This is a genomic window from Burkholderia seminalis DSM 23518, assembly GCF_902832885.1.
Lineage (GTDB): Bacteria > Pseudomonadota > Gammaproteobacteria > Burkholderiales > Burkholderiaceae > Burkholderia > Burkholderia seminalis.
Genome location: NZ_CADFDK010000001.1, coordinates 623586 through 642862, shown reverse-complemented (window position 1 = coordinate 642862; position 19277 = coordinate 623586). Strand labels below are relative to the sequence as shown.

Here is a 19277-nt window from a genome sequence, read left to right as displayed (position 1 = left end):
CGATGCATCTGCTGCGCACCACGCCGGGCGGCTTCGTCGACGATACGCAGGGCGTCGTCCGGATCGACCAGCAGCCGGCCGACATCGTGATCCTGAGTTCGGCCGACACGACGCTGTCGCTGCTCGCGAGCGTCGTGCCGCGGTTGCCGGCCGGGTTCCCGAGCGTGCGGCTCGCGAACGTCACGTTCCTGCGGCAGCCGGCGTCCGTCGATTTCTACGTCGACGACGTGCTGCGTCATGCGAAGACGGTCGTGATCGATCATCTCGGCGGCGAAGCGTACTGGCCGTACGGGATCGAGCAGGCCGTGTCGCTCGCGTCGAAGCGCGGGCAGCAGCTCGCGATGTTCTCGGGCGACCTGCAGGAAGATCCGAACCTCGTCGCGAAGAGCACCGTCACGCCGGCGCTGTGCCGGCTGTGGTGGCGCTATCTGCGCGAGGGCGGCGTGCACAATGCCGACGCGCTGCTGCGCAGCATCGCGTTCCATACGCTCGGTTTCGGCGCCGAACCCGAGCCGCCGCGCCCGCTGCCGGCCGCCGCGCTGTATCACCCGGCGCGCGACCGCGCGAGCGTCGACGACTGGCGGCCGCGCTGGACGCCCGGCGCGCCCGTCGTCGCGATCCTGTTCTATCGCGCGCACTGGCAGGCCGCGAACACGGCCGTGTTCGACGCGCTGGCCGACGCACTGATCGCCGAGGGGCTGAATCCGTTGCCGATCGCGGTGACGTCGCTGAAGGATGCGGTGAGCCGCGAAGTCATCACGCAACTTTGCGACACGCACGGCGTCGCGCTCGTATTGAACACGACCGCGTTCGCGGCCGGCGCGATCGACAGCCCCGAACACGACGTGCTCGCCGGCGACGCACCGGTGCTGCAGGTGATCCTGTCCGGCGGCAACCGCGACGCGTGGGTGGCCGACAACCAGGGCCTGCATGCGCGCGACATCGCGATGCATATCGCGCTGCCCGAAGTCGACGGGCGCATCGTCACGCGTGCGGTGAGCTTCAAGGGGCTCGCGTATCGCTGCCCGCATACCGAGGTCGACGTCGTGCGCTATCAGCCGGACGCCGAGCGGATCGCGTTCGTCGCGGCGCTCGCGCGCGGCTGGTGCCGGCTGCGCACGCTCGACAACGCCGACAAGCGCATTGCGCTGATTCTCGCGAACTACCCGCAAAGCGAAGGGCGGATCGGCAACGGCGTGGGGCTCGACACGCCGGCATCCGCGCTGCGCGTGCTCGCGGCGCTGCGCGACGCGGGCTACACGCTGGCCGGCCTGCCGCCCGACGGAGACGCGCTGATCGCGCGCCTCACCGAAGGCGTGACCAACGACGCGGCCGTGCATGCATTGCGACCCGCGTTCCAGAGCTTCCCGCTGGCCGACTACATCGCACGCTTCGCGCGGCTGCCGGCCGCCGTGCGTGACGCGCTGAACCAGCGCTGGGGGCCGCCCGAAGCCGACCCGACGCTGCGCCATGGACGTTTCACGATCGCCGGCTGGCGCGCCGGCAACGTGTTCGTCGGCATCCAGCCGTCGCGTTCGCGCGGCGAGAACGACTACGCGAGCTATCACGATGCGGATCTCGTGCCGCCGCACGCGTATCTCGCGTTCTATTTCTGGCTGCGCGATGCGTATCGCATCGACGCGGTCATCCACCTCGGCAAGCACGGCAACCTCGAATGGCTGCCGGGCAAGAGCGTCGCGTTGTCCGACGCGTGCTGGCCCGACCTGACGCTCGGGCCGTTGCCGCATCTCTATCCGTTCATCGTCAACGATCCGGGCGAGGGCAGCCAGGCGAAGCGCCGCGCGCAGGCCGTGATTATCGATCACTTGATGCCGCCGCTCACGCGCGCGGAAAACTACGGGCCGCTGCAGGATCTCGAGCGGCAGGTCGACGAATACTACGAAGCGCTGATGGTCGACGCGCGGCGCGCGAAGCTGCTGCGCAAGACGATCCTCGCGACGATCGCCGAGCATCGCCTGCACGACGAGCTGAGCGTGTCGCCGCCGCGCGATGCGGGCGACGAGGATGCGCTGCTCACGCGCGTCGACGCGTGGCTGTGCGAACTGAAGGAAGCGCAGATTCGCGACGGGCTGCACGTGTTCGGCGCATCGCCGGCCGCTCGCCAGCGCCGCGACACGCTGCTCGCGCTCGCGCGTTTTCCGGTCGGCGACGGCAAGGGCGCGCGGGCGGGGCTGATCGGCGCGCTGGCGCGCGATCTCGCGCTCGGCGACGACTTCGATCCGCTGTCGGCGGACTGGGCCGCGCCGTGGATCGGCCCGCGCCCGGCGATCCTGCAGGCGCTCGACGCATCGCCGTGGCGCCACGCGGGCGATACGCGCGAGCGCCTCGAATGGCTCGCGCAACAATGGCTGGACGGGCTGTGCGCGGCCGACGGCGGAAACACGGGTGCCGACGCGACGCCGCCCGGCGAATGGCCCCACACGCTCGCGGTGCTCGGGCGCGTTCGCGCGACGCTGCTGCCCGCGCTCGACGCGTGCGGCGGCGAGGAAATGCGCCAGCTGCTGCGCGGGCTCGACGGCCGTTTCGTGCCGCCGGGGCCGAGCGGTTCGCCGTCGCGCGGCCGCCCCGACGTGCTGCCCACCGGCCGCAACTTCTACTCGGTCGACACGCGCGCGGTGCCGACGCAGGCCGCGTGGTCGCTCGGCCTGAAATCCGCGCAGCAACTGATCGAGCGCCATCTGCAGGATCACGGCGACTATCCGCGCGCGATCGGCCTGTCGGTATGGGGCACGGCGACGATGCGCACGGGCGGCGACGACATCGCGCAGGCATTCGCGCTGCTCGGCGTCCGGCCGAAATGGGCGCACGGCAGCCATCGCGTGACCGACTTCGAGATCCTGCCGATCGAGATCTTCGACCGGCCGCGCATCGACGTGACGCTGCGCGTGTCCGGCTTCTTCCGCGACGCGTTCCCGAACCTGATGCACCTGTTCGACGCGGCCGTGCAGGCCGTCGCCGCGCTCGACGAGCCCGAGGAACTGAACCCGATCCGCGCGCGCGTCGAGCGCGAGCGCGCGAAATGGATCGCGCAAGGGGTGACGCCCGACGAAGCGCGGCGCCGCGCCGGCTGGCGCGTGTTCGGCGCACGGCCGGGCAGCTACGGCGCGGGCCTGCAGGACCTGATCGACCAGCGCCGCTGGCAGACCGACGCCGAGCTCGCCGATGCGTATCGCCAGTGGGGCGGCCACGCGTATGCGCAGAACAGTGCCGGCGACGCGGCGGCCGACGTCTTCGGCGAGCGGCTCGCGACGATCGACGTCGTCGTGCAGAACCAGGACAGCCGCGAGCACGACATCCTCGATTCGAACGACTACTACCAGTTCCAGGGCGGGATGACGGCGGCCGTGCGGCACTTGTCCGGGCAGCAGCCGAGCATCTACCACGGCGACCATGCGAACCCGGTCGCGCCGACGATGCGCACGCTGCGCGAGGAAATCGCGCGCGTGATCCGCTCGCGCGTCGTCAACCCGAAATGGCTCGACGGCGTGAAGCGTCACGGCTACAAGGGCGCGGCCGAGATGGCCGCGACCGTCGACTACCTGTACGGTTATGACGCGACCGCGCGCGTGCTGTCCGACCACCAGTACGCGCTCGTCGCCGACGCGTACCTGTTCGACGACGCCACCCGCGCATTTCTCGAACGGCACAACCCGAAGGCGCTGCACGGCATCTGCGAACGCTTCGTCGAGGCGATGCAGCGCGGCCTGTGGCAGCAGCCGGGCGACTATCGCGAGCGGATCGAAGCGGTCTGGCTCGCGAGCGAACAACTTCAGGAAGGGGGGGCGGCGATGACCGATCCGACGACGCACCGCGCCCGCGCGGTCTTTCCGTTTGCGGCGCTCGTCGCGCAAGATGCGCTGCAGCAGGCGCTGCTGCTCGCCGCGATCGACCCGTCGCTCGGCGGCGTGCTCGTGAGCGGCCCGCGCGGCACCGCGAAATCGACCGCCGCACGCGGCCTTGCGGAACTGCTGCCGGAAGGGCAGTTCGTCACGCTGCCGCTGTCGGCGAGCGACGAGCAGGTGACGGGCACGCTCGATCTCGCGCATGCGCTGGCCGGTAACGGCGTGCGCTTCCGGCCTGGATTGCTCGCACGCGCGCACCTCGGCGTGCTGTATGTCGACGAAGTGAACCTGCTCGCCGACGGGCTCGTCGATACGCTGCTGGACGTCGCCGCGAGCGGCGTGAACATCGTGGAGCGCGACGGCGTGTCGCACGCGCACGACGCGCGCTTCGTGCTGGTCGGCACGATGAATCCGGAGGAGGGGGAACTGCGCCCGCAACTGCTCGACCGCTTCGGGTTGATGGTCGAACTGGAGAACTGTTTCGACGCCGCGCAGCGCGAACGGATCGTGAAGGCGCGACTCGCGTTCGATCTCGACCCGGACGCATTTCGTGCACGTCATGCGCCCGTCCAGCGTGAACTCGGCGACCGGATCCATGCGGCGCGCGCGCGGCTGGCGACGCTCGATTTCGACGATGCAGTCCATGCGCGCGTCAGCGCGCTGTGCATCGACGCGGCCGTCGACGGGTTGCGCGCCGACCTCGTGATGCTGCGCGCCGCGCGCGCGCTGGCTGCGCTGGAGCAGGCCGACGCGGTGACGGTGTCGCATGTCGAGCGTGTGGCGCAAGCGGTGCTGCGGCACCGGCGCCATGCGGATACGCCGCCGTCGCACGGGTCGTCGCAACACGGCGGCGATCGAGACGAACGTTCGCCGCCGGATGCGCGCCAGCGGGACGACAACCGGCAGGACGAGACGCGAGGCGAGGCATCCGCCGCGCAGAGCGACTGGGGTTACCTGCCGCCCGAGCCGGCCGGCCTGCGCGAAGTGAAAGGCGTGGTGCCGCTGCCGCTAAAAAAACGCTGAGCCATCGAGCCGGCGCCGCCGCGAACGCCGTTCGCGGTCCTCGATGGCAGTCAGGCGCAGCCGCGCACGTACCGGGCACGGCACGCGCGGGCACGACCGTTGCGTGGCCGGCGACGCTCGCCGCGAAACGCGGCGGCCCGCTGCTTCACGAACATGTGCGGTTCCGGAAACGCGCAGGGACGCCGCATGCACTGCATTGCTTCGTGCTCGACTGTTCGGCGTCGATGCTGTCGAACGACCGGCTCGCGCTCGCGAAGGGCCTGATCGTCGCGTATTTCGATCGGGCCGCGCGCGATCGGGTCGAAACCGCGCTGATCTGCTTCGGCGGTCAAGGCGCCGCCCGGCGTTTCGGCCCGGCCGTCCCGCGCTGGTGGAACGCACGCTGGCTCGAACCGGTCGACGGCGGCGGCGGCACGCCGCTCGCGGACGGCATCGCCGCGGCCGCGCAGCTGCTCGCGCGAGACGCACGGAGCGAGCCCGGCAAGCAGCGCTGGCTGTGGGTCCTGTCCGACGGGCGCACGCGCGAAACGCCGCCGAAACCCGCGTCGGCCGACCACGTCGTGTTCGTCGACTTCGACGATGCGGCCGTGCGGATCGGGCGGGGCGCGCGGCTCGCCGCCGCCTGGGGCGCGCAGTGGCTGACGGCCGACGCGCTTCGCACGGATCTCGCGCGCTGAGGGCCGGCTGGCGGTGCGCTATGATCGCCGCTTCTGCTCATGCCTACTGGAAAACCCCGCCATGCAAGTACTGGTCGATGCCGACGCGTGTCCCGCCGTCATCAAGGACATGCTGTTTCGCGCCGCGCGTCGTGCCGAAATCAGCGTGACGCTGGTCGCGAACCAGTTCCTGCGCACACCGCCGTCGCCGTTCATCAAGGCCGTCCAGGTGCCGGCCGGCTTCGACGTGGCCGATGCGCGCATCGTCGAGCTGGCGGAAGCCGGCGACCTCGTGATCACGGCCGACATCCCGCTGGCCGCGGCCGTCCTCGACAAGGGCGCGCATGCGCTCGACCCGCGCGGCAACTGGTTCAGCCGCGAGAACATCGAGGAGCGCCTGTCGACGCGCGCGATGATGGACCAGTTGCGCAGCGCGGGCATCGACACGGGCGGCCCGGCGCCGTTCAGCGCGCGCGACGGCAAGGCGTTTGCGTCGCAGCTCGACCGGTTCCTGGCGCGGCAGGGCAAGCCGTAAGGCTGCATGTCGGCAGGCACGCGTTGCCGCGTGTGCGCAGATGGAACCGAAGCGCGCACACGTGGTGTATGAATCGTCCGCCGATGCGCAGCGGTGCGCGCGCTTCGCGCCTGTCCAGGATGCAGGGTTGCGCCGACGCTGCTATCGTGACGCAAACCACAATACAGGAGCGCACGCGTGTCACCGACCCAACTTCTCGTTCCGACCTTCACCCAGATGCTGCGCGCGCAGTCCGCATGGCTCGACAAGGCCGTCGCGCACCGGCAGGCCGCGGGGATCGAACCCGACGCGGTGACGACGTTGAAGCTCGCGCCCGACATGTACCCGCTCGCCGCCCAGGTGCGCTTCTCGTGTTTCCAGGCGATGGAACCCGTCTACCGGCTGCGCGGCGAAGCGTTGCCGGCTGCGTTGCTGTCGTTGCGTGAAGCGGGATGGAACGCGGATGCGCAGCCGGGTTCGCCGGGCGACGCGCAGTCGATCATCGCCGGCACGCTCGCATTTCTCGGCGAACTCGCGCCAGATGCGCTCGATGGGGGCGCCGCGCGGCCGATCGCGCTCGAACTGCCGAACGGGATCGCGTTCGACATGACGGGCGAACAATACGCGCGCGACTGGGCGCTGCCGCAGTTCTACTTCCACGCGATCGCCGCGTACGCGATCCTGCGCCATCACGGCGTCGATCTCGGCAAGGCCGACTACGTGCCGCACATGCTCGCGTATGTGCGGCCGGACACCATTCCGCAAGGGTAAGCGGGCCGCCCGCGGCCAAGCGCGAAGCGACATGACACGGACACTGTTCATCTGCAGCCGCAACCGGCTGCGCAGCCCGACGGCCGAAACGATGTTCGCCGCATGGCCGGGCATCGAAACCGACTCCGCGGGCCTCGCGCCCGATGCCGACACCCGCCTGTCCGCCGAGCAGCTCGACTGGGCCGACATCGTGTTCGTGATGGAGCGCGCGCACAAGGCAAGGCTGTCCACGCTGTTCGGTGCGCATCTGAAGGGCAAGCAGATCGTCTGCCTCGAGATTCCCGACCGCTACGCTTTCATGCAGCCCGAACTCGTCGCGCTGCTCGAGCGCAAGGCCGGGCCGTTCCTGCGCGCGTGACCGGCGTGCGCAGGAACGGCCCTCAACGAAGCGGGCCGTTGACGATCGCCGAAAAACAGTCGAGACGCAGCAGCTCGATGATCTTGCGCGTCGGCACGCTCGCATGGAGCGTGTCGAGCCGGTCGGCGGCGAACCACTTGCAGCGGGCGATCTCGTTGCTCGCGCGCGGCGTCAGGTGCGCCGGCACCTCGGCCACGAACACGTGATGGAGCTTCGTCAGCCCGCCGAACTGCACCGCGTAGTCGAGCGCGAGCCCTTCCAGCCGCGTTTCCTCGGCAAGCTCCCGCCGCGCGGCTTCGAGCGGCGTCTCGCCGCGCCGGATCGTGCCGCCCGGCAGCGACCAGCGCGATGCCGTGCGGGCGACCAGCAGCACGCTGCCGCGCTGACGGCACACGATGGTGGCGCGTTCCTTGGTGACGGCGAGGGTATCCGGCCCGGTGCTCATGTTCGGCAAAGCAGGTACTGAATCGTGGGGAAGTGCGCGGCGGCGGCGGGTTGTCCGGCAACGGGGCGCGACGGCGTACAAGCTGCCGCGTGGAGGTTACCCGCCGTTCGTGACAGTTCCGTGCATGGCGCCGGGCGCCGCGTTACGCGTGCGTATAGATGCCGTTGCGCGTCGGCTTCGCATGGCGCGAGTGGCGACGTTTGTGAACGGCGCGCCGGTGATGCGGCGACGGCGCGTGCCGGGCCGTGGGCGCGCCGGCCTGCGGTGCCGCGGCGGGCATGCGCGTCTGTCCTTCGCCGAAATGGAAAGTTTGGGTTTGCGCGCGCGCGGCGCCGAGCGTCGACGCCAGCATGAAGGCCGCCAGCCATATCCGTTTCATGAATGCTTCGCCTGACTATTTTCGGGATGAACGTTTCCGCCAGCTTAACGAAGGGCGGGCCGACCTCGCAACCGGCCCGCATTCGGTGTCGTCCCCACTTGCGCTCGACCACGTTATCCGCGCGGCACGCCGGGTGTATCCGGGCTTGACAATGAAATTCCTGAGTGTGAATATAAATTCACACACAAGAATTATTCGTCGAGTCCGACGGGCGCGCCGCAGGCATTGGCCCGCCGGTGCCGACAGTCCGATCAACCGGAACCAGGAGCGGGACGCATGGCGGAACACGAGCAGCAGGGCGCGCTGGCGGGATTGCGCATCATCGACCTGTCGCGGGTGCTGGGCGGCCCGTACGCGACGCAGATCCTCGCCGACCATGGCGCGGAGGTGATCAAGGTCGAGCCGCCGTCCGGCGACGAGACACGTACCTGGGGGCCGCCGTTCGACGGCGACACCGCATCGTATTTCCTCGGCGTGAACCGCAACAAGCTCGGCGTTGCGCTCGACCTGACGCAGCCGGCCGACCGCGAGCGGCTGCTGGGCCTGCTCGAACACGCGGACGCCATCGTCGAGAACTTCAAGATCGGCACGATGGAGCGCTGGGGGCTCGGCTTCGACGCGCTGCATGCGCGGTTTCCTCGCCTCGTCCATTGCCGCGTGTCGGGGTTCGGCGCGGACGGGCCGCTGGGCGGGCTGCCCGGCTACGACGCGGCCGTCCAGGCGCTCGCGGGGCTGATGAGCGTCAATGGCGAAGCGGGCGGCGCACCGCTGCGCGTCGGCGTGCCGATCGTCGATCTCGTCACGGGTCTGAACGCGGCGCTCGGCGTGCTGATGGCGCTGCGCGAGCGCGATGCGAGCGGCCGCGGCCAGTTCGTCGAATCGACGCTGTTCGACTGCGCGCTGTCGATCCTGCATCCGCATACGCCGAACTTCTTTCATTCGGGCAACGCACCCGTACGTACCGGCAACGCGCATCCGAACATCACGCCGTACGACAGCTTTCCGACGGCGAGCGTCGACATTTTCCTGGCGGTCGGCAACAACGGGCAGTTCGCCGCGTTGTGCGACGTGCTCGGCACGCGCGGCTGGCTCGACGATCCGCGTTTCGCGGACAACCGCGCGCGCAGCGCGCACCGCGCCGCACTGCGTGCGCTGCTCGAAACGGCGCTGGCCGGACATGACGGCGCGGCGCTCGCCGAGCAGCTGATGCGCCGCGGCGTGCCGTGCGCGCCGGTGCTCGGACTCGATGCGGCGCTCGATCATCCGCATGTCGCGCATCGGGAGATGAAGGTGACGCTGGGCCGGCATCGCGGCATCGCGTCGCCGATCAAGCTCGGCCGCACGCCGGCGACGTACCGTCGACCGCCGCCCGCGCTGAACGAGCACGCGGCGCAGGTGTTTGCGGACCGCGACGGCCGCCACGACGATCGCAGGGACTGACCGGCATCGCGGCCGCCGGCCGCGCGGGCCGGCACGCCATCATTCGGACATCACGCCGGCTTGCGCACGGAAGACGCCGTACCGGCGGAAGAGGAGACGCATCATGCTTGCATGGATCGGCGCGATCGCCATCGTCGCGCTGTTCGGCCTGATCATCACGAAGCGGCTGTCGCCGCTCGTCGCGCTGATCGTCGTGCCGGTGGCCGCGTCGCTCGCGGCCGGCTTCGGATTGACGACCGGCAAGTTCGTCGTGCACGGCGTACAGAACATCGGCCCGATCGCCGGGATGTTCGTTTTTGCGATTCTATTTTTCGGAATCCTCACCGATGCGGGGATGCTCGACCCGATCATCGCCGGCGTACTGCGCTTGATCGGCTGCCATCCGCCGCGCATCGTGATGGGCTCGGCGCTGCTCGCGCTGCTGATCCACCTCGACGGCTCGGGCGCCGTCACGTTTCTCGTCACGCTGCCGGCGATGATGCCGCTCTACACGCGCCTCGGGATGGACCGGCGGATTCTCGCGTGCGTCGCGTCGATGGCGGCCGGCGTCAATTTCCTGCCGTGGGTCGGGCCGATGCTGCGCGCCTCGGCGGCGCTGCACATCCCCGGCTCGGCGATCTTCACGCCAATGATTCCGGTGCAGATCGTCGGGCTCGCGTTCGTGTTCGGCACCGCGTACGTGCTCGGCGTGCGCGAGGCGAAACGGCTCGGGCTCGACCGCGCCGGCGCCGCGTCGCTGGCGATCGCGCCGCGCGAGCTGACCGACGCCGAACGCGCGTTGCGCCGGCCGGGCCGCTTCGGGATCAACGTCGTACTGACGCTCGTCGTGCTCGTCACGCTGGTGTCGGGCGTCGTCGACCCGATGGTGATGTTCATGCTCGGCACGGTCGCCGCGCTCGTGATCAACTACCCGGACGTGCAGGCGCAGCGCGAGCGGATCGACGCGCACGCGAAGGCCGCGCTGATGATGGCGAGCGTGCTGCTCGCGGCCGGCGCATTCACCGGCATCATGTCCGGCACCGGCATGCTGAAGGCGATGGCCGGGGTCGTCGTCGCGCACGTGCCGGTCGAGCATGCGCGCCACATGCCGTTCGTACTCGGGCTGCTGTCGATGCCGCTCAGCCTGTTGTTCGATCCCGATTCGTTCTACTTCGGCGTGCTGCCGGTGCTCGCGGAGAGCGGCAAGCTGCTCGGCGTGCCGCCGATCCAGATGGCGCAGGCCGCACTGCTCGGCCAGATGACGACCGGCTTTCCGGTGAGCCCGCTGACGCCCGCGACGTTCCTGATCGTCGGCCTGACCGGCGTCGAGCTCGCCGAGCACCAGAAATTCACGATTCCGTTTCTGTTCGCCGCCACCGTGCTGATGGTGTTCGCCGCGGTCGCGACGGGCGTGTTTCCGCTATGAACGGCCGGGCCGTTCACGTTTCCCGGGAGAGCAGTCCATGCAGTTCGACCTGACCGACGACCAGCGCGCGATCGAAAGCGCGATCGAGAAAATCTGCGAGCGCTTCGGCGACGACTACTGGCTCGAACGCGATCGCGCGGGCGGCTTTCCGGCCGACTTTCACGCGGCGCTCGCCGAAGCCGGTTGGCTCGGCATCGCGATGGACCCGGCCCACGGCGGCGCCGGTCTCGGGATGACCGAGGCCGCGCTGATGATGCGCACGATCAGCGCATCGGGCGCCGGCCTGTCCGGCGCGTCGGCCGTGCATATGAACATCTTCGGGCTGAATCCCGTGCAGGTGTTCGGCAACGACGCGCAGAAGGCGCGCTTCCTGCCGCCGCTGATCGCCGGGCGCGACAAGGCGTGCTTCGCGGTGACGGAGCCCGACGCGGGCCTCGACACCACGCACCTGAGCACGCAGGCGCGCCGCGACGGCGACCACTACGTGCTCAGCGGGCGCAAGATCTGGATCTCGACCGCGCAGGTCGCGAACAAGATGCTGATCATCGCGCGCACGACGCTGCTCGACCAGGTCGCGAAGCCGACCGACGGGCTGAGCCTGTTCTACACCGACCTCGACCGTTCGCATGTCGAGGTACGCGAGATCGAGAAGATGGGCCGCAAGGCCGTCGATTCGAACATGCTGTTCATCGACAACCTGCGCGTGTCGCGCGACGACCTGATCGGCAACGAAGGCGACGGCTTCCGCTACCTGCTGCACGGGCTGAATCCCGAACGGATCCTGATCGCGGCGGAGGCGATCGGGCTCGGGCAGGCCGCGCTGCGCCGCGCGACGCAGTATGCGTGCGAGCGCGTCGTGTTCGGTCGGCCGATCGGGCAGAACCAGTCGATCCAGCATCCGCTCGCGCAGGCGTGGATGCAGCTCGAGGCCGCGTGGCTGATGGTGATGAAGGCCGCGGCGCGCTACGACGCGGGGCAGTCGTGCGGCGCGGAGGCGAACGCGGCGAAATACCTCGGCGCGGAAGCGGCGTTCCAGGCGTGCCAGACGGCGGTCGCGACGCTCGGCGGGATGGGTTACGCGAAGGAATACCATGTCGAGCGCTACCTGCGCGAGTGTATGATTCCGAGGCTCGCGCCCGTGAGTCCGCAACTGATCCTGTGTTACATCGCGGAGAAGGTGCTCGGGCTGCCGAAGTCGTACTGACGCGCGGCGACTCGCCCGGCGCGCGGTTTCCCGTTTCGATTCAAGCGCTCGTCATGGACGTCAAACTCGTTGCCCGCACGCTCGACCTGTTCGAGCTGTTCGCCGCCGAACGGCGGCCGCTGCCGCTCGCCGAACTCGCGCGCCTGCTCGATGTGCCGCCGTCGAGCTGCCTCGCGATGGCGCGCACGCTCGTGAGCCGCGGCTATCTGTACGAAGTGCGCAAGCGCGGCGGCTACTACCCGACGCGGCGCCTGCAGACGATCGCCGCCGCGATCGACGCGACCGATCCCGTCGTCGACATCGTGCACCCGCACCTCGTCGCGCTGCGCGACGCGAGCCGCGAGACAGCCGTGCTCGGCAAGATCCAGGGCGTGTCGGTCACGTATCTCGACGTCGTCGAGTCGGAGCAGGCGATCCGCTATACGCGCCAGCCGGGCGAGCTGCGCCCGCTGCATGCGAACTCGATCGGCAAGGCGATCTTCGCGGAACTCGCCGGCGACGCGCAGCAGGCGCTCGGCATGCAACTGCCGTTCGAACGTTTTACCGACGCGACGGTGGCCGACCTGCCGGCGCTCGTCGCGCAGACCGCGCGGTTTCGCGAACTCGGCTGGGCCGAGAACTTCGGCGAGAGCGCGCCCGAGCTGTCGGCGATCGCGGTCGCGCTGACGCTCGACGGCGACTGGTACGGGCTGTCGGTCGTCGGGCCGACCGAACGGATCCGCCAGCAGCGCGACGCGCACGCGGCGCTGCTCGTCGACGCGAAGGCGCGGCTGCTGGCCGAGCACGCGCGCGGGTAGGGCCGCCCGCCGGCGCACGATCCTGCTGCGCCGGAAGCGGCCCGCCGCGCGTCACGCGCGCGCGCGTCGCGGCATCACGACTTCACCCACACGCCGCCCGCACTCGGGTTGTCGCCCTGTGTCCACCATTTCGCGCAGTACTTCGCGCCCTGGTACATCACGCAGGTGCCGCCCGGGTAGGCGGTCGTCGCCGACCACACCGGCGAGCCGCCGCCGACCGGCTTCCATACGGCCGCCTGGCCGGGCACGTCGCCCTGGGTCCACCACTGCGCCTGGTACGTCGTGCCCTGGTAGGTGACCGTCGCGCCGGCCGTATAGACCTGGCCGGCCGCCCAGGGCGCGCCGGGCTGCGGCGTGCCGCCGTCCGAGCCGCCGCCGTAGTTCGGATCCTGCGTGACGCCCGCGCCCCACTTGCCGTCGATCTGCTTGAAGATCGTCGCGAACGCGTACGGCTGCTGCGCGACGCCCGAGCAGGTCGGCGACGCATACGTGCCGCCGGACGGGCACGCCTGATCGCGGCCGACCGACCAGTTGCCGAAGAAACCGTAGCCGTTGCCGATCGCCGCGTTCACCACGCTTTGCGCATTCGCGAGCGTGAAGGTTTCACCCTGCACGTCGTTCACGCCGATCATCGGCGTGACGCCGACCATCTGCCAGAGCTGCGCATGGGTTTTTGGTTGGCCGGCCGACTTGAACGCCGTGTCGAGCTGCGCGTACAGCGCCTGCGCGGCGCTGATCGCGGCGGCGCCCATGTCGATGTTCGCGGGGCCGTAATCCATCGCCATCACGTTGACCGCATCAAACGCGGCCCGATTCGCGAGCGCCGCGTTGACGACGTTCAGGCCGTCCTGCGTGAGTCCGGTCGGCATCGTCGGTAGCGTCAGCGTGACGTGTAGCGGCTTGCCCTTCGCCGCGTAGTCGGACTGCAGTTGCGCGACGGCCTGGAAGTTGCGCGCGACCGCGGCCGTGTCCTGCTGCGACGCGCCTTCGATGTCGAAATCGATATGCGTGAGTCCGTACGTGTCGATCACGGTCTGGTAGGCCGCCTTCAGCGCGGGGACCGTCGAGCACGCCTGCATCAGCGGCGTGCCGTTCGCGCCGCCGAACGAGACGGCGACTTCGCCGCCTTTCGCGCGGTAGCTCGCGATCGACGTCGACAGCGCGGTCAGGAGGCCGCCGCTCGCGCCGTTGCCGATCGGTTGCACGCCGCCCCACGACGGCACGCAGCCGTTGCCCGCGACCACGAACGCGAGCGTGAATTGCTGGATGCCTTGCCGGACGCCGATCTGATCGACGAGCGGCGTCGGATAGAGCGTCACGTCGACGAAGGGCGCATAGACGCCGGCACCCTGGGACACGCTCGCCACGGCAAGCAGACAACCCGCGGCAAGTGCACGCGGGATGAAACGCGGCAACAGATTGTTGTTCATTGTGTTCTCCAAGTGGAAGAGGGATACGCTGGCCTGCGTATCGCTGCCGGCCGGGTGACCGGGCGTGCCCGGCCGGCAGCGTGCTCATCTTGGAGGATTCGCGCCGAATAGTGAATGGTTAGGTGTTCTTTTTGTTATTTGATTCCCGATACGTAACGATCTTGCCGATTCGACACGATCGTGCAACGCGGGGCGGGCGATTTTCCCGATCGGTGCCCGCGGCGCGATACGTGCCGCTTACGTCGATGCCGGCTGCGCCAGCGAACGAGCCAGCGCAACGAAGCGCTCGACGCACGCCGACGAAAACGGCGCGTTCCACGACACGATCTGCTCGACCGCGCGCGCGCCGGCGAGCGGCACGTAGACGACACCGGCGCGTTGCAGCGTTGCCGTGAAGGCCGGCACGATCGCGACGAGCGGTTCGCGCGACACGATGAACGGCGCATCCGGCCTTACGCATGCCGACGCGCGCACCGTCACGCTGCCGCGGTAACCGCGATCAGCGATACCAGCGCGGCGTATAGACCCATTCGCGCGCGTTGCCGATCGCGAAGCGCCGCGTCGTCGACGAGCCGACGATCACCATCGTCCGCATGTCGACCTGGTCGCTGCGCAGCGCGCCGAGCGTCGTCGTCGCGAGCGTCGCGCCCGGCCGGCCGATGTCGCGGCCGAGTACGACCACCGTATCGGCCGCGCGATGCGCACGCACGAGGTCGAGCGCGCGGTCGAGCTGCCACGGCCGCGCACGCGAGATCGGGTTGTAGAACGCCATCACGAGGTCGGCTTGCGCCGCATGCAGCAGGCGCGTCTCGATCACGTCCCACGGCTTCAGGTTGTCCGACAGCGAAATCGCGCAGAAGTCGTGACCGAGCGGCGCGCCGGCCTGCGCGGCCGTCGCGAGCGACGCCGAGATGCCGGGCTCCACGCGCAGGTCGACCGCGGCCCATTGCGGGTCGCGCGTTTCGTCGAGCGCTTCGAGCACGGCCGCGGCCATCGCGAACACGCCGGGGTCGCCCGACGACACGACCGCGACGCGCCGGCCTTCGGCCGCCAGTTCGAACGCATGGCGCGCACGCTGCATTTCCTCGCGATTGTCGGTGCCGTGCACGCGCTGGTCGCCGCGGAACGGGCCGGCCATGTTCACGTAGGTCGTATAGCCGAGGATGTCGGTCGCTTCCGCGAGCGCGGCGCGAGCGGCCGGCGTGAGCCATGCGGCGCCGCCCGGGCCGAGGCCGAGCACCGTCAGGCGGCCGCGCGCGCGGCCGAGCGTGGCGGGATCGACCGGATGCGACGCGACCGCGCATGCAAGGCCGTTCGATACCGGACGCAGCGTATGCGCGACACGCAACGTGCGGCCGAGCAGCGCGGCTGCATCGGCGGGCGCGCTGCCGTCGGCATCGGCGAAACGCAGCGGCACGTCGAGTGCCCGCGCGGCTTCCTCCAGCGCGGGTTCGCCGATCGACGACGCCGGCGCGACGAGGGCCGCGAGTGCCAGCCGCGCGAGACCTTGTGCGTCGAGCATGGCGGCGATGCGTGTGGCAAGCGCCTCGTGCGCGTGCATGGCATCGCCTGCGATGCCGACCACCACGCTGCGAGGATGGATCACGAGTTCGTCATGCGTGCCGCGCCATGCGTCGGGCGTCACGCGGATCGCATGCTTGGCCGCGTCGTCGCGCGGCAGCGCGACATCGTCGAGCCACGCCGCCGCGCCGTCGACACGCGTCGATGCGCCCGCGAGCAGGTCGGACACGAAGCGCTTGCCCTGCGCGAGATCGGCCAGCGCATACCCGTCGGGCGGATTGAGCACGCATGCGCCGAAACGCAGTTCGCCGCTGGTCGTGATCGCCGGCGCGACGCCCACGCATGCGGCGATTTCGCGCGCGATCACGTTGACGCCCGTCAGCCCGCCGAGCAGCGGCACGACGGCCGAACCGTCTTCCGCAACCGCGAGCACGGGCGGCTCGACGCCCTTGTCCGCGAGCGCGGGGGCGAGGCAGCGGATCACGATGCCGGCCGCGCACAGCGCGACGATCGGCAGGCCGCGTGCGTAGAGTTCGCGCAGGTGCGCACCGAGTTCGTCGAACCGCACGTCGGCATCGACGCGCGACGCGAGGCCATGCACGCTAGCGCCCGGATAGCGCGCCTGGATGCGTCGCGCGGTGTCGAGCGCGCCGGCACCGAGGATCACGATCGCCGGCGGGGTCGTCATCCTTGCCATTTTTCCCCCGGCACGACGAGCAGCGAGAAATACGGCGACGCCATCGGATCGACTGCGTCGAGCGGCACGATGCGCTGGTTCGCCATCGTCGCGCGCTCGACGTACAGCGCGCGCTTCGCGAGCCCGAGTTCGTCGAGCACGCGCCGCACCTTGTCGAAATTGCGGCCGAGCTTCATCACGACGGCCGCGTCGGCGCGCGCGAGCCGCTCGCGCAGTTCATGCTCGGGCAGCACGCCGGACAGCACCGACAGGCTCTGGTTGCGATAGACGAGCGGCTGGCCGAGCACGGCCGTGCCGCCGAGCATCGCGCAGACGCCCGGGATCACCTCGGTGTCGTAGCGCGGCGCGAGGCGGTCGTGCAGGTACATGTACGAGCCGTAGAAGAACGGGTCGCCTTCGCAGATCACCGCGACGTCGCGTCCCGCGTCGAGATGGGCGGCGACGATCTCGGCGGCCGTGTCGTAGAAGTCGGCGATCACGGTCTCGTAGCAGAGCGGCGGCGGCAGCACTTCGGTCGTCACCGGATAGACGAGCGGCAGTTGCGTCTGCCCGTCGAGCAGATGGGCTTCGACGATGCCGTACGCATTGCCCTTCTTGCCCTTCGCGACGAAATACGCGACCACGGGCGCCGCCTGCAGCACGCGCAACGCCTTGATCGTCATCAGTTCGGGATCGCCGGGGCCGACGCCGACCCCGAACAGCCGGCCGCGCGTGGTCGTCATTCGACCTCCGTGGCCAGGGCGTTGACCGCGGCGGCGGCCATCGCGCTGCCGCCGCGCCGGCCGAGCAGCGCGACGTACGGCACGCCGCGGCTGTCGGCATCGAGCATCGCCTTGGATTCGGCCGCGCCGATGAAGCCGACCGGAAAACCGAGGATCAGCGCGGGGCGTGGCGCGCCGGCGTCGATCATGTCGAGCAGGTGGAACAGCGCGGTCGGCGCATTGCCGATCACGACGACGCTGCCCGCGAGATGCGGCCGCCACAGTTCGAGCGCCGCCGCCGAGCGCGTGTTGCCGAGATGGCGCGCGAGATCGGGCACCTCCGGCTCGCCGAGCGTGCAGATCACGCGGTTGTCGGCCGGCAGCCGCGCGCGCGTGATGCCTTCGGCGACCATCCGCGCGTCGCACAGGATCGGCGCGCCGGCCGCGAGCGCGGTGCGGCCGGCCGTGCCGGCGCCAGCCGAAAAGCGCAGGTCGTAGACGACGTCGACCATCCCGCACGCATGGATCACGCGCACCGCGAGTTTCTCGAGGTCGGGCGGAACGCGCGACAGGTCGGCCTCGGCGCGGATCGTCGCGAACGACTGGCGGTAGATTTCCTGCCCGTCGCGAATGTAGTCAAGCATCGGTGGTGTCCTGGCTGTGCCGCGCGTCCGTCAAACGGGCCGCGGCCTGGTCAATCGTCAGATGGCGCGCGAGCGGGGCGCCAAGGCCCGCGGCCGCGTCGCGCCGGTAAAGGTCGTAGTGCGCGGGCGCCACCGCGACGAGCGTGTGCGCCGCGGGATGCGGCAGCGCGCAGTGGCGCTCGCAGCCGGTCAGGTGCACGTCGACCGGATGGCCGATGCGCGCGGCGAGGGCGAGCGCGTCGTGTTTCGTGTCGGCCCGCGCTTTCGCGCAGCCCGTGCTGCCGGTGCAGGCGACGAGGGTCGCCAGCGGGTCGGACGATGCGCAGACGAGGCCGAGCGACGCCAGTGCCGCCAACGTGGCCGGGGCGCGTTCGTTCGGCACGCCGTGGAGAAACACGCCTTGCCACGGCGTCATCGACAACGTGCCGTCGCCGTCGGCTTCGGCCAGCGCGGCGAGCCGTTCCAGTCGTGTCGCGTCGAGCCGCCCGAGCACGCATTGCGCGCCGACGCTGCAGCGTGCCGCATCGCGCGACGGGCGCATGCCGAAACGCAGCGCCGGATCCGCGCGCGTGCGACGCCAGCCGGCGAGCGCGGGATCGGCCGTGAGCGGGAAGGGCAGGTAGTGCTGCGCGCGTGCGAGCAACGCGCATTCGCCGGCGGTCGCGAGCACCCCGCGCATCCGCGTGACCTCGGCCGGTGCGAGATCGAGGAACGCGAGCAGCAGTGCGCGAACCAGTGCGACGGCCTGATCGGGCGACACGTCGACCGATGCGGGCCGGTCGTCCTGCGCGACCGGCGGGCAGCCGGACAGCCCGGCCGCGACGCGTACCGCGCCGTCCGCGCGGCGCCAGGCGGCCAGCCAGATGTCGTGCGGGTGATCGAGCGCCGCAACCGATTCGCCGCCGTCGAGCTGGATCGAGAATTTCGGCGACAGCTCGCCGCGGCGCGGCTCGCCGGCCAGCATGTCGAGCAGCGGCATCGCGAGCGCGCGGCTGTCGACGAGCGCGGCGGGATCGTGCCCGGCGAGCGGGCTGAGCAGGAGGTTGCGGACGTCGTCGCTCGCGGCGAGCGCGGCCGTCTCGTCGACCGCGCCTGCGGCAGCGTCGACGCGCGGGCCGAGCCCCGCCTCGAGCAATGCGCGCGTCAGCGCATCGGCGGCGCTGTCGCGAATGCCGCGCAGCTGGAGATTCGCGCGATTGGTCGCGTCGATCGCGCCGGAGCCGTACGCGCGGGCGGCGGCGGCAATCGCACGCGCCTGGCGCGCATCGAGCCGGCCGCCCGGCAGCTTGACCCGGCACAGCCCGCCATCGGCGGCCGTGACCACGCGCACGAGCCCCGGGCAGGCCGACGGGCGCACGACGGGCGACGCAGGAATCGAATCGGGGGCGGAACTCAACGGGATACCGGGACAGTGTCGCGCCGCGGCCAA

17 protein-coding genes and 1 pseudogene are annotated in these 19277 nt (G+C 70.4%); 10 read left to right on the top strand and 8 right to left on the bottom strand.

The window, feature by feature from the left end:
* Positions 1-2: 2 nt before the first annotated feature.
* From cobN to HWX00_RS02945, 6 genes and pseudogenes are all read left to right on the top strand, one after another.
* Positions 3-3803: pseudogene (gene cobN / locus HWX00_RS02970) on the top strand (cobaltochelatase subunit CobN); the annotation flags it as partial.
* Between the two features lie 6 nt (positions 3804-3809).
* On the top strand, positions 3810-4886 hold the full coding sequence (locus HWX00_RS36675; RefSeq protein WP_175028599.1) for a magnesium chelatase ATPase subunit I: 1077 nt from the start codon (positions 3810-3812) through the stop codon (positions 4884-4886).
* 140 nt (positions 4887-5026) lie between these two features.
* Positions 5027-5563, top strand: coding sequence for a vWA domain-containing protein (locus HWX00_RS02960; protein ID WP_175028600.1), 537 nt, complete (start codon positions 5027-5029; stop codon positions 5561-5563).
* Positions 5564-5624: 61 nt separating this feature from the next.
* Positions 5625-6077, top strand: a complete 453-nt coding sequence (locus HWX00_RS02955) for a YaiI/YqxD family protein (protein ID WP_049028295.1) — start codon at positions 5625-5627, stop codon at positions 6075-6077.
* A gap of 177 nt (positions 6078-6254) precedes the next feature.
* Positions 6255-6827, top strand: a complete 573-nt coding sequence (locus HWX00_RS02950) for a DUF1993 domain-containing protein (RefSeq protein ID WP_034186904.1) — start codon at positions 6255-6257, stop codon at positions 6825-6827.
* 31 nt (positions 6828-6858) lie between these two features.
* Positions 6859-7185 (top strand): low molecular weight protein tyrosine phosphatase family protein, encoded by a 327-nt coding sequence (locus HWX00_RS02945; protein ID WP_175028574.1) that lies wholly within the window; start codon positions 6859-6861, stop codon positions 7183-7185.
* Positions 7186-7207: 22 nt separating this feature from the next.
* On the opposite strand, the gene HWX00_RS02940 is transcribed toward HWX00_RS02945, so the two are convergent.
* Together HWX00_RS02940 and HWX00_RS02935 are read right to left on the bottom strand one after the other, a co-directional pair.
* A complete protein-coding gene (locus HWX00_RS02940) occupies positions 7208-7630 on the bottom strand; it encodes an NUDIX hydrolase (protein ID WP_034186902.1) in 423 nt (140 codons plus the stop codon).
* 142 nt (positions 7631-7772) lie between these two features.
* Positions 7773-8009, bottom strand: a complete 237-nt coding sequence (locus HWX00_RS02935) for a hypothetical protein (protein ID WP_049028297.1) — start codon at positions 8007-8009, stop codon at positions 7773-7775.
* A 276-nt stretch (positions 8010-8285) separates the two neighbouring features.
* Between HWX00_RS02935 and HWX00_RS02930 the strand changes: the two genes are divergently transcribed.
* The 4 genes from HWX00_RS02930 to HWX00_RS02915 all read left to right on the top strand — a co-directional run bounded on the left by HWX00_RS02930 (position 8286) and on the right by HWX00_RS02915 (position 12855).
* Positions 8286-9449 carry a CaiB/BaiF CoA transferase family protein gene (locus HWX00_RS02930; protein ID WP_175028575.1) on the top strand — a complete coding sequence of 388 codons (1164 nt, stop codon included), beginning with the start codon at positions 8286-8288 and terminating at the stop codon, positions 9447-9449.
* A gap of 103 nt (positions 9450-9552) precedes the next feature.
* The gene (locus tag HWX00_RS02925) at positions 9553-10854 is read left to right on the top strand and encodes a CitMHS family transporter (RefSeq protein ID WP_175028576.1); all 1302 of its coding nucleotides are present in this window, start codon (positions 9553-9555) and stop codon (positions 10852-10854) included.
* A gap of 37 nt (positions 10855-10891) precedes the next feature.
* Positions 10892-12058, top strand: a complete 1167-nt coding sequence (locus HWX00_RS02920; protein ID WP_175028577.1) for an acyl-CoA dehydrogenase family protein — start codon at positions 10892-10894, stop codon at positions 12056-12058.
* A gap of 53 nt (positions 12059-12111) precedes the next feature.
* Positions 12112-12855 (top strand): IclR family transcriptional regulator, encoded by a 744-nt coding sequence (locus tag HWX00_RS02915; RefSeq protein ID WP_034186898.1) that lies wholly within the window; start codon positions 12112-12114, stop codon positions 12853-12855.
* 74 nt (positions 12856-12929) lie between these two features.
* Here the strand turns inward: HWX00_RS02915 and HWX00_RS02910 are convergent, their stop codons facing one another.
* From HWX00_RS02910 to cobG, 6 genes are all read right to left on the bottom strand, one after another.
* Positions 12930-14285, bottom strand: coding sequence for a chitinase (locus tag HWX00_RS02910; RefSeq protein WP_059557703.1), 1356 nt, complete (start codon positions 14283-14285; stop codon positions 12930-12932).
* Between the two features lie 237 nt (positions 14286-14522).
* Positions 14523-14717: a type 2 periplasmic-binding domain-containing protein gene (locus tag HWX00_RS02905; protein ID WP_049034975.1), complete on the bottom strand. Its 195-nt coding sequence runs from the start codon at positions 14715-14717 to the stop codon at positions 14523-14525.
* 67 nt (positions 14718-14784) lie between these two features.
* Positions 14785-16494, bottom strand: coding sequence for a precorrin-3B C(17)-methyltransferase (gene cobJ / locus HWX00_RS02900; protein ID WP_175028578.1), 1710 nt, complete (start codon positions 16492-16494; stop codon positions 14785-14787).
* Positions 16491-17225 (bottom strand): precorrin-2 C(20)-methyltransferase, encoded by a 735-nt coding sequence (locus HWX00_RS02895; RefSeq protein WP_059557697.1) that lies wholly within the window; start codon positions 17223-17225, stop codon positions 16491-16493. Before HWX00_RS02895 ends, cobJ begins: the two co-directional genes overlap by 4 nt.
* Complete coding sequence (locus tag HWX00_RS02890; protein ID WP_034186893.1) at positions 17222-17848, bottom strand: precorrin-8X methylmutase; 627 nt, start codon at positions 17846-17848, stop codon at positions 17222-17224. The genes HWX00_RS02895 and HWX00_RS02890 overlap by 4 nt, the downstream gene beginning before the upstream one ends.
* Complete coding sequence (gene cobG, locus HWX00_RS02885; protein WP_279612805.1) at positions 17841-19205, bottom strand: precorrin-3B synthase; 1365 nt, start codon at positions 19203-19205, stop codon at positions 17841-17843. The genes HWX00_RS02890 and cobG overlap by 8 nt, the downstream gene beginning before the upstream one ends.
* Positions 19206-19277 lie beyond the last annotated feature (72 nt).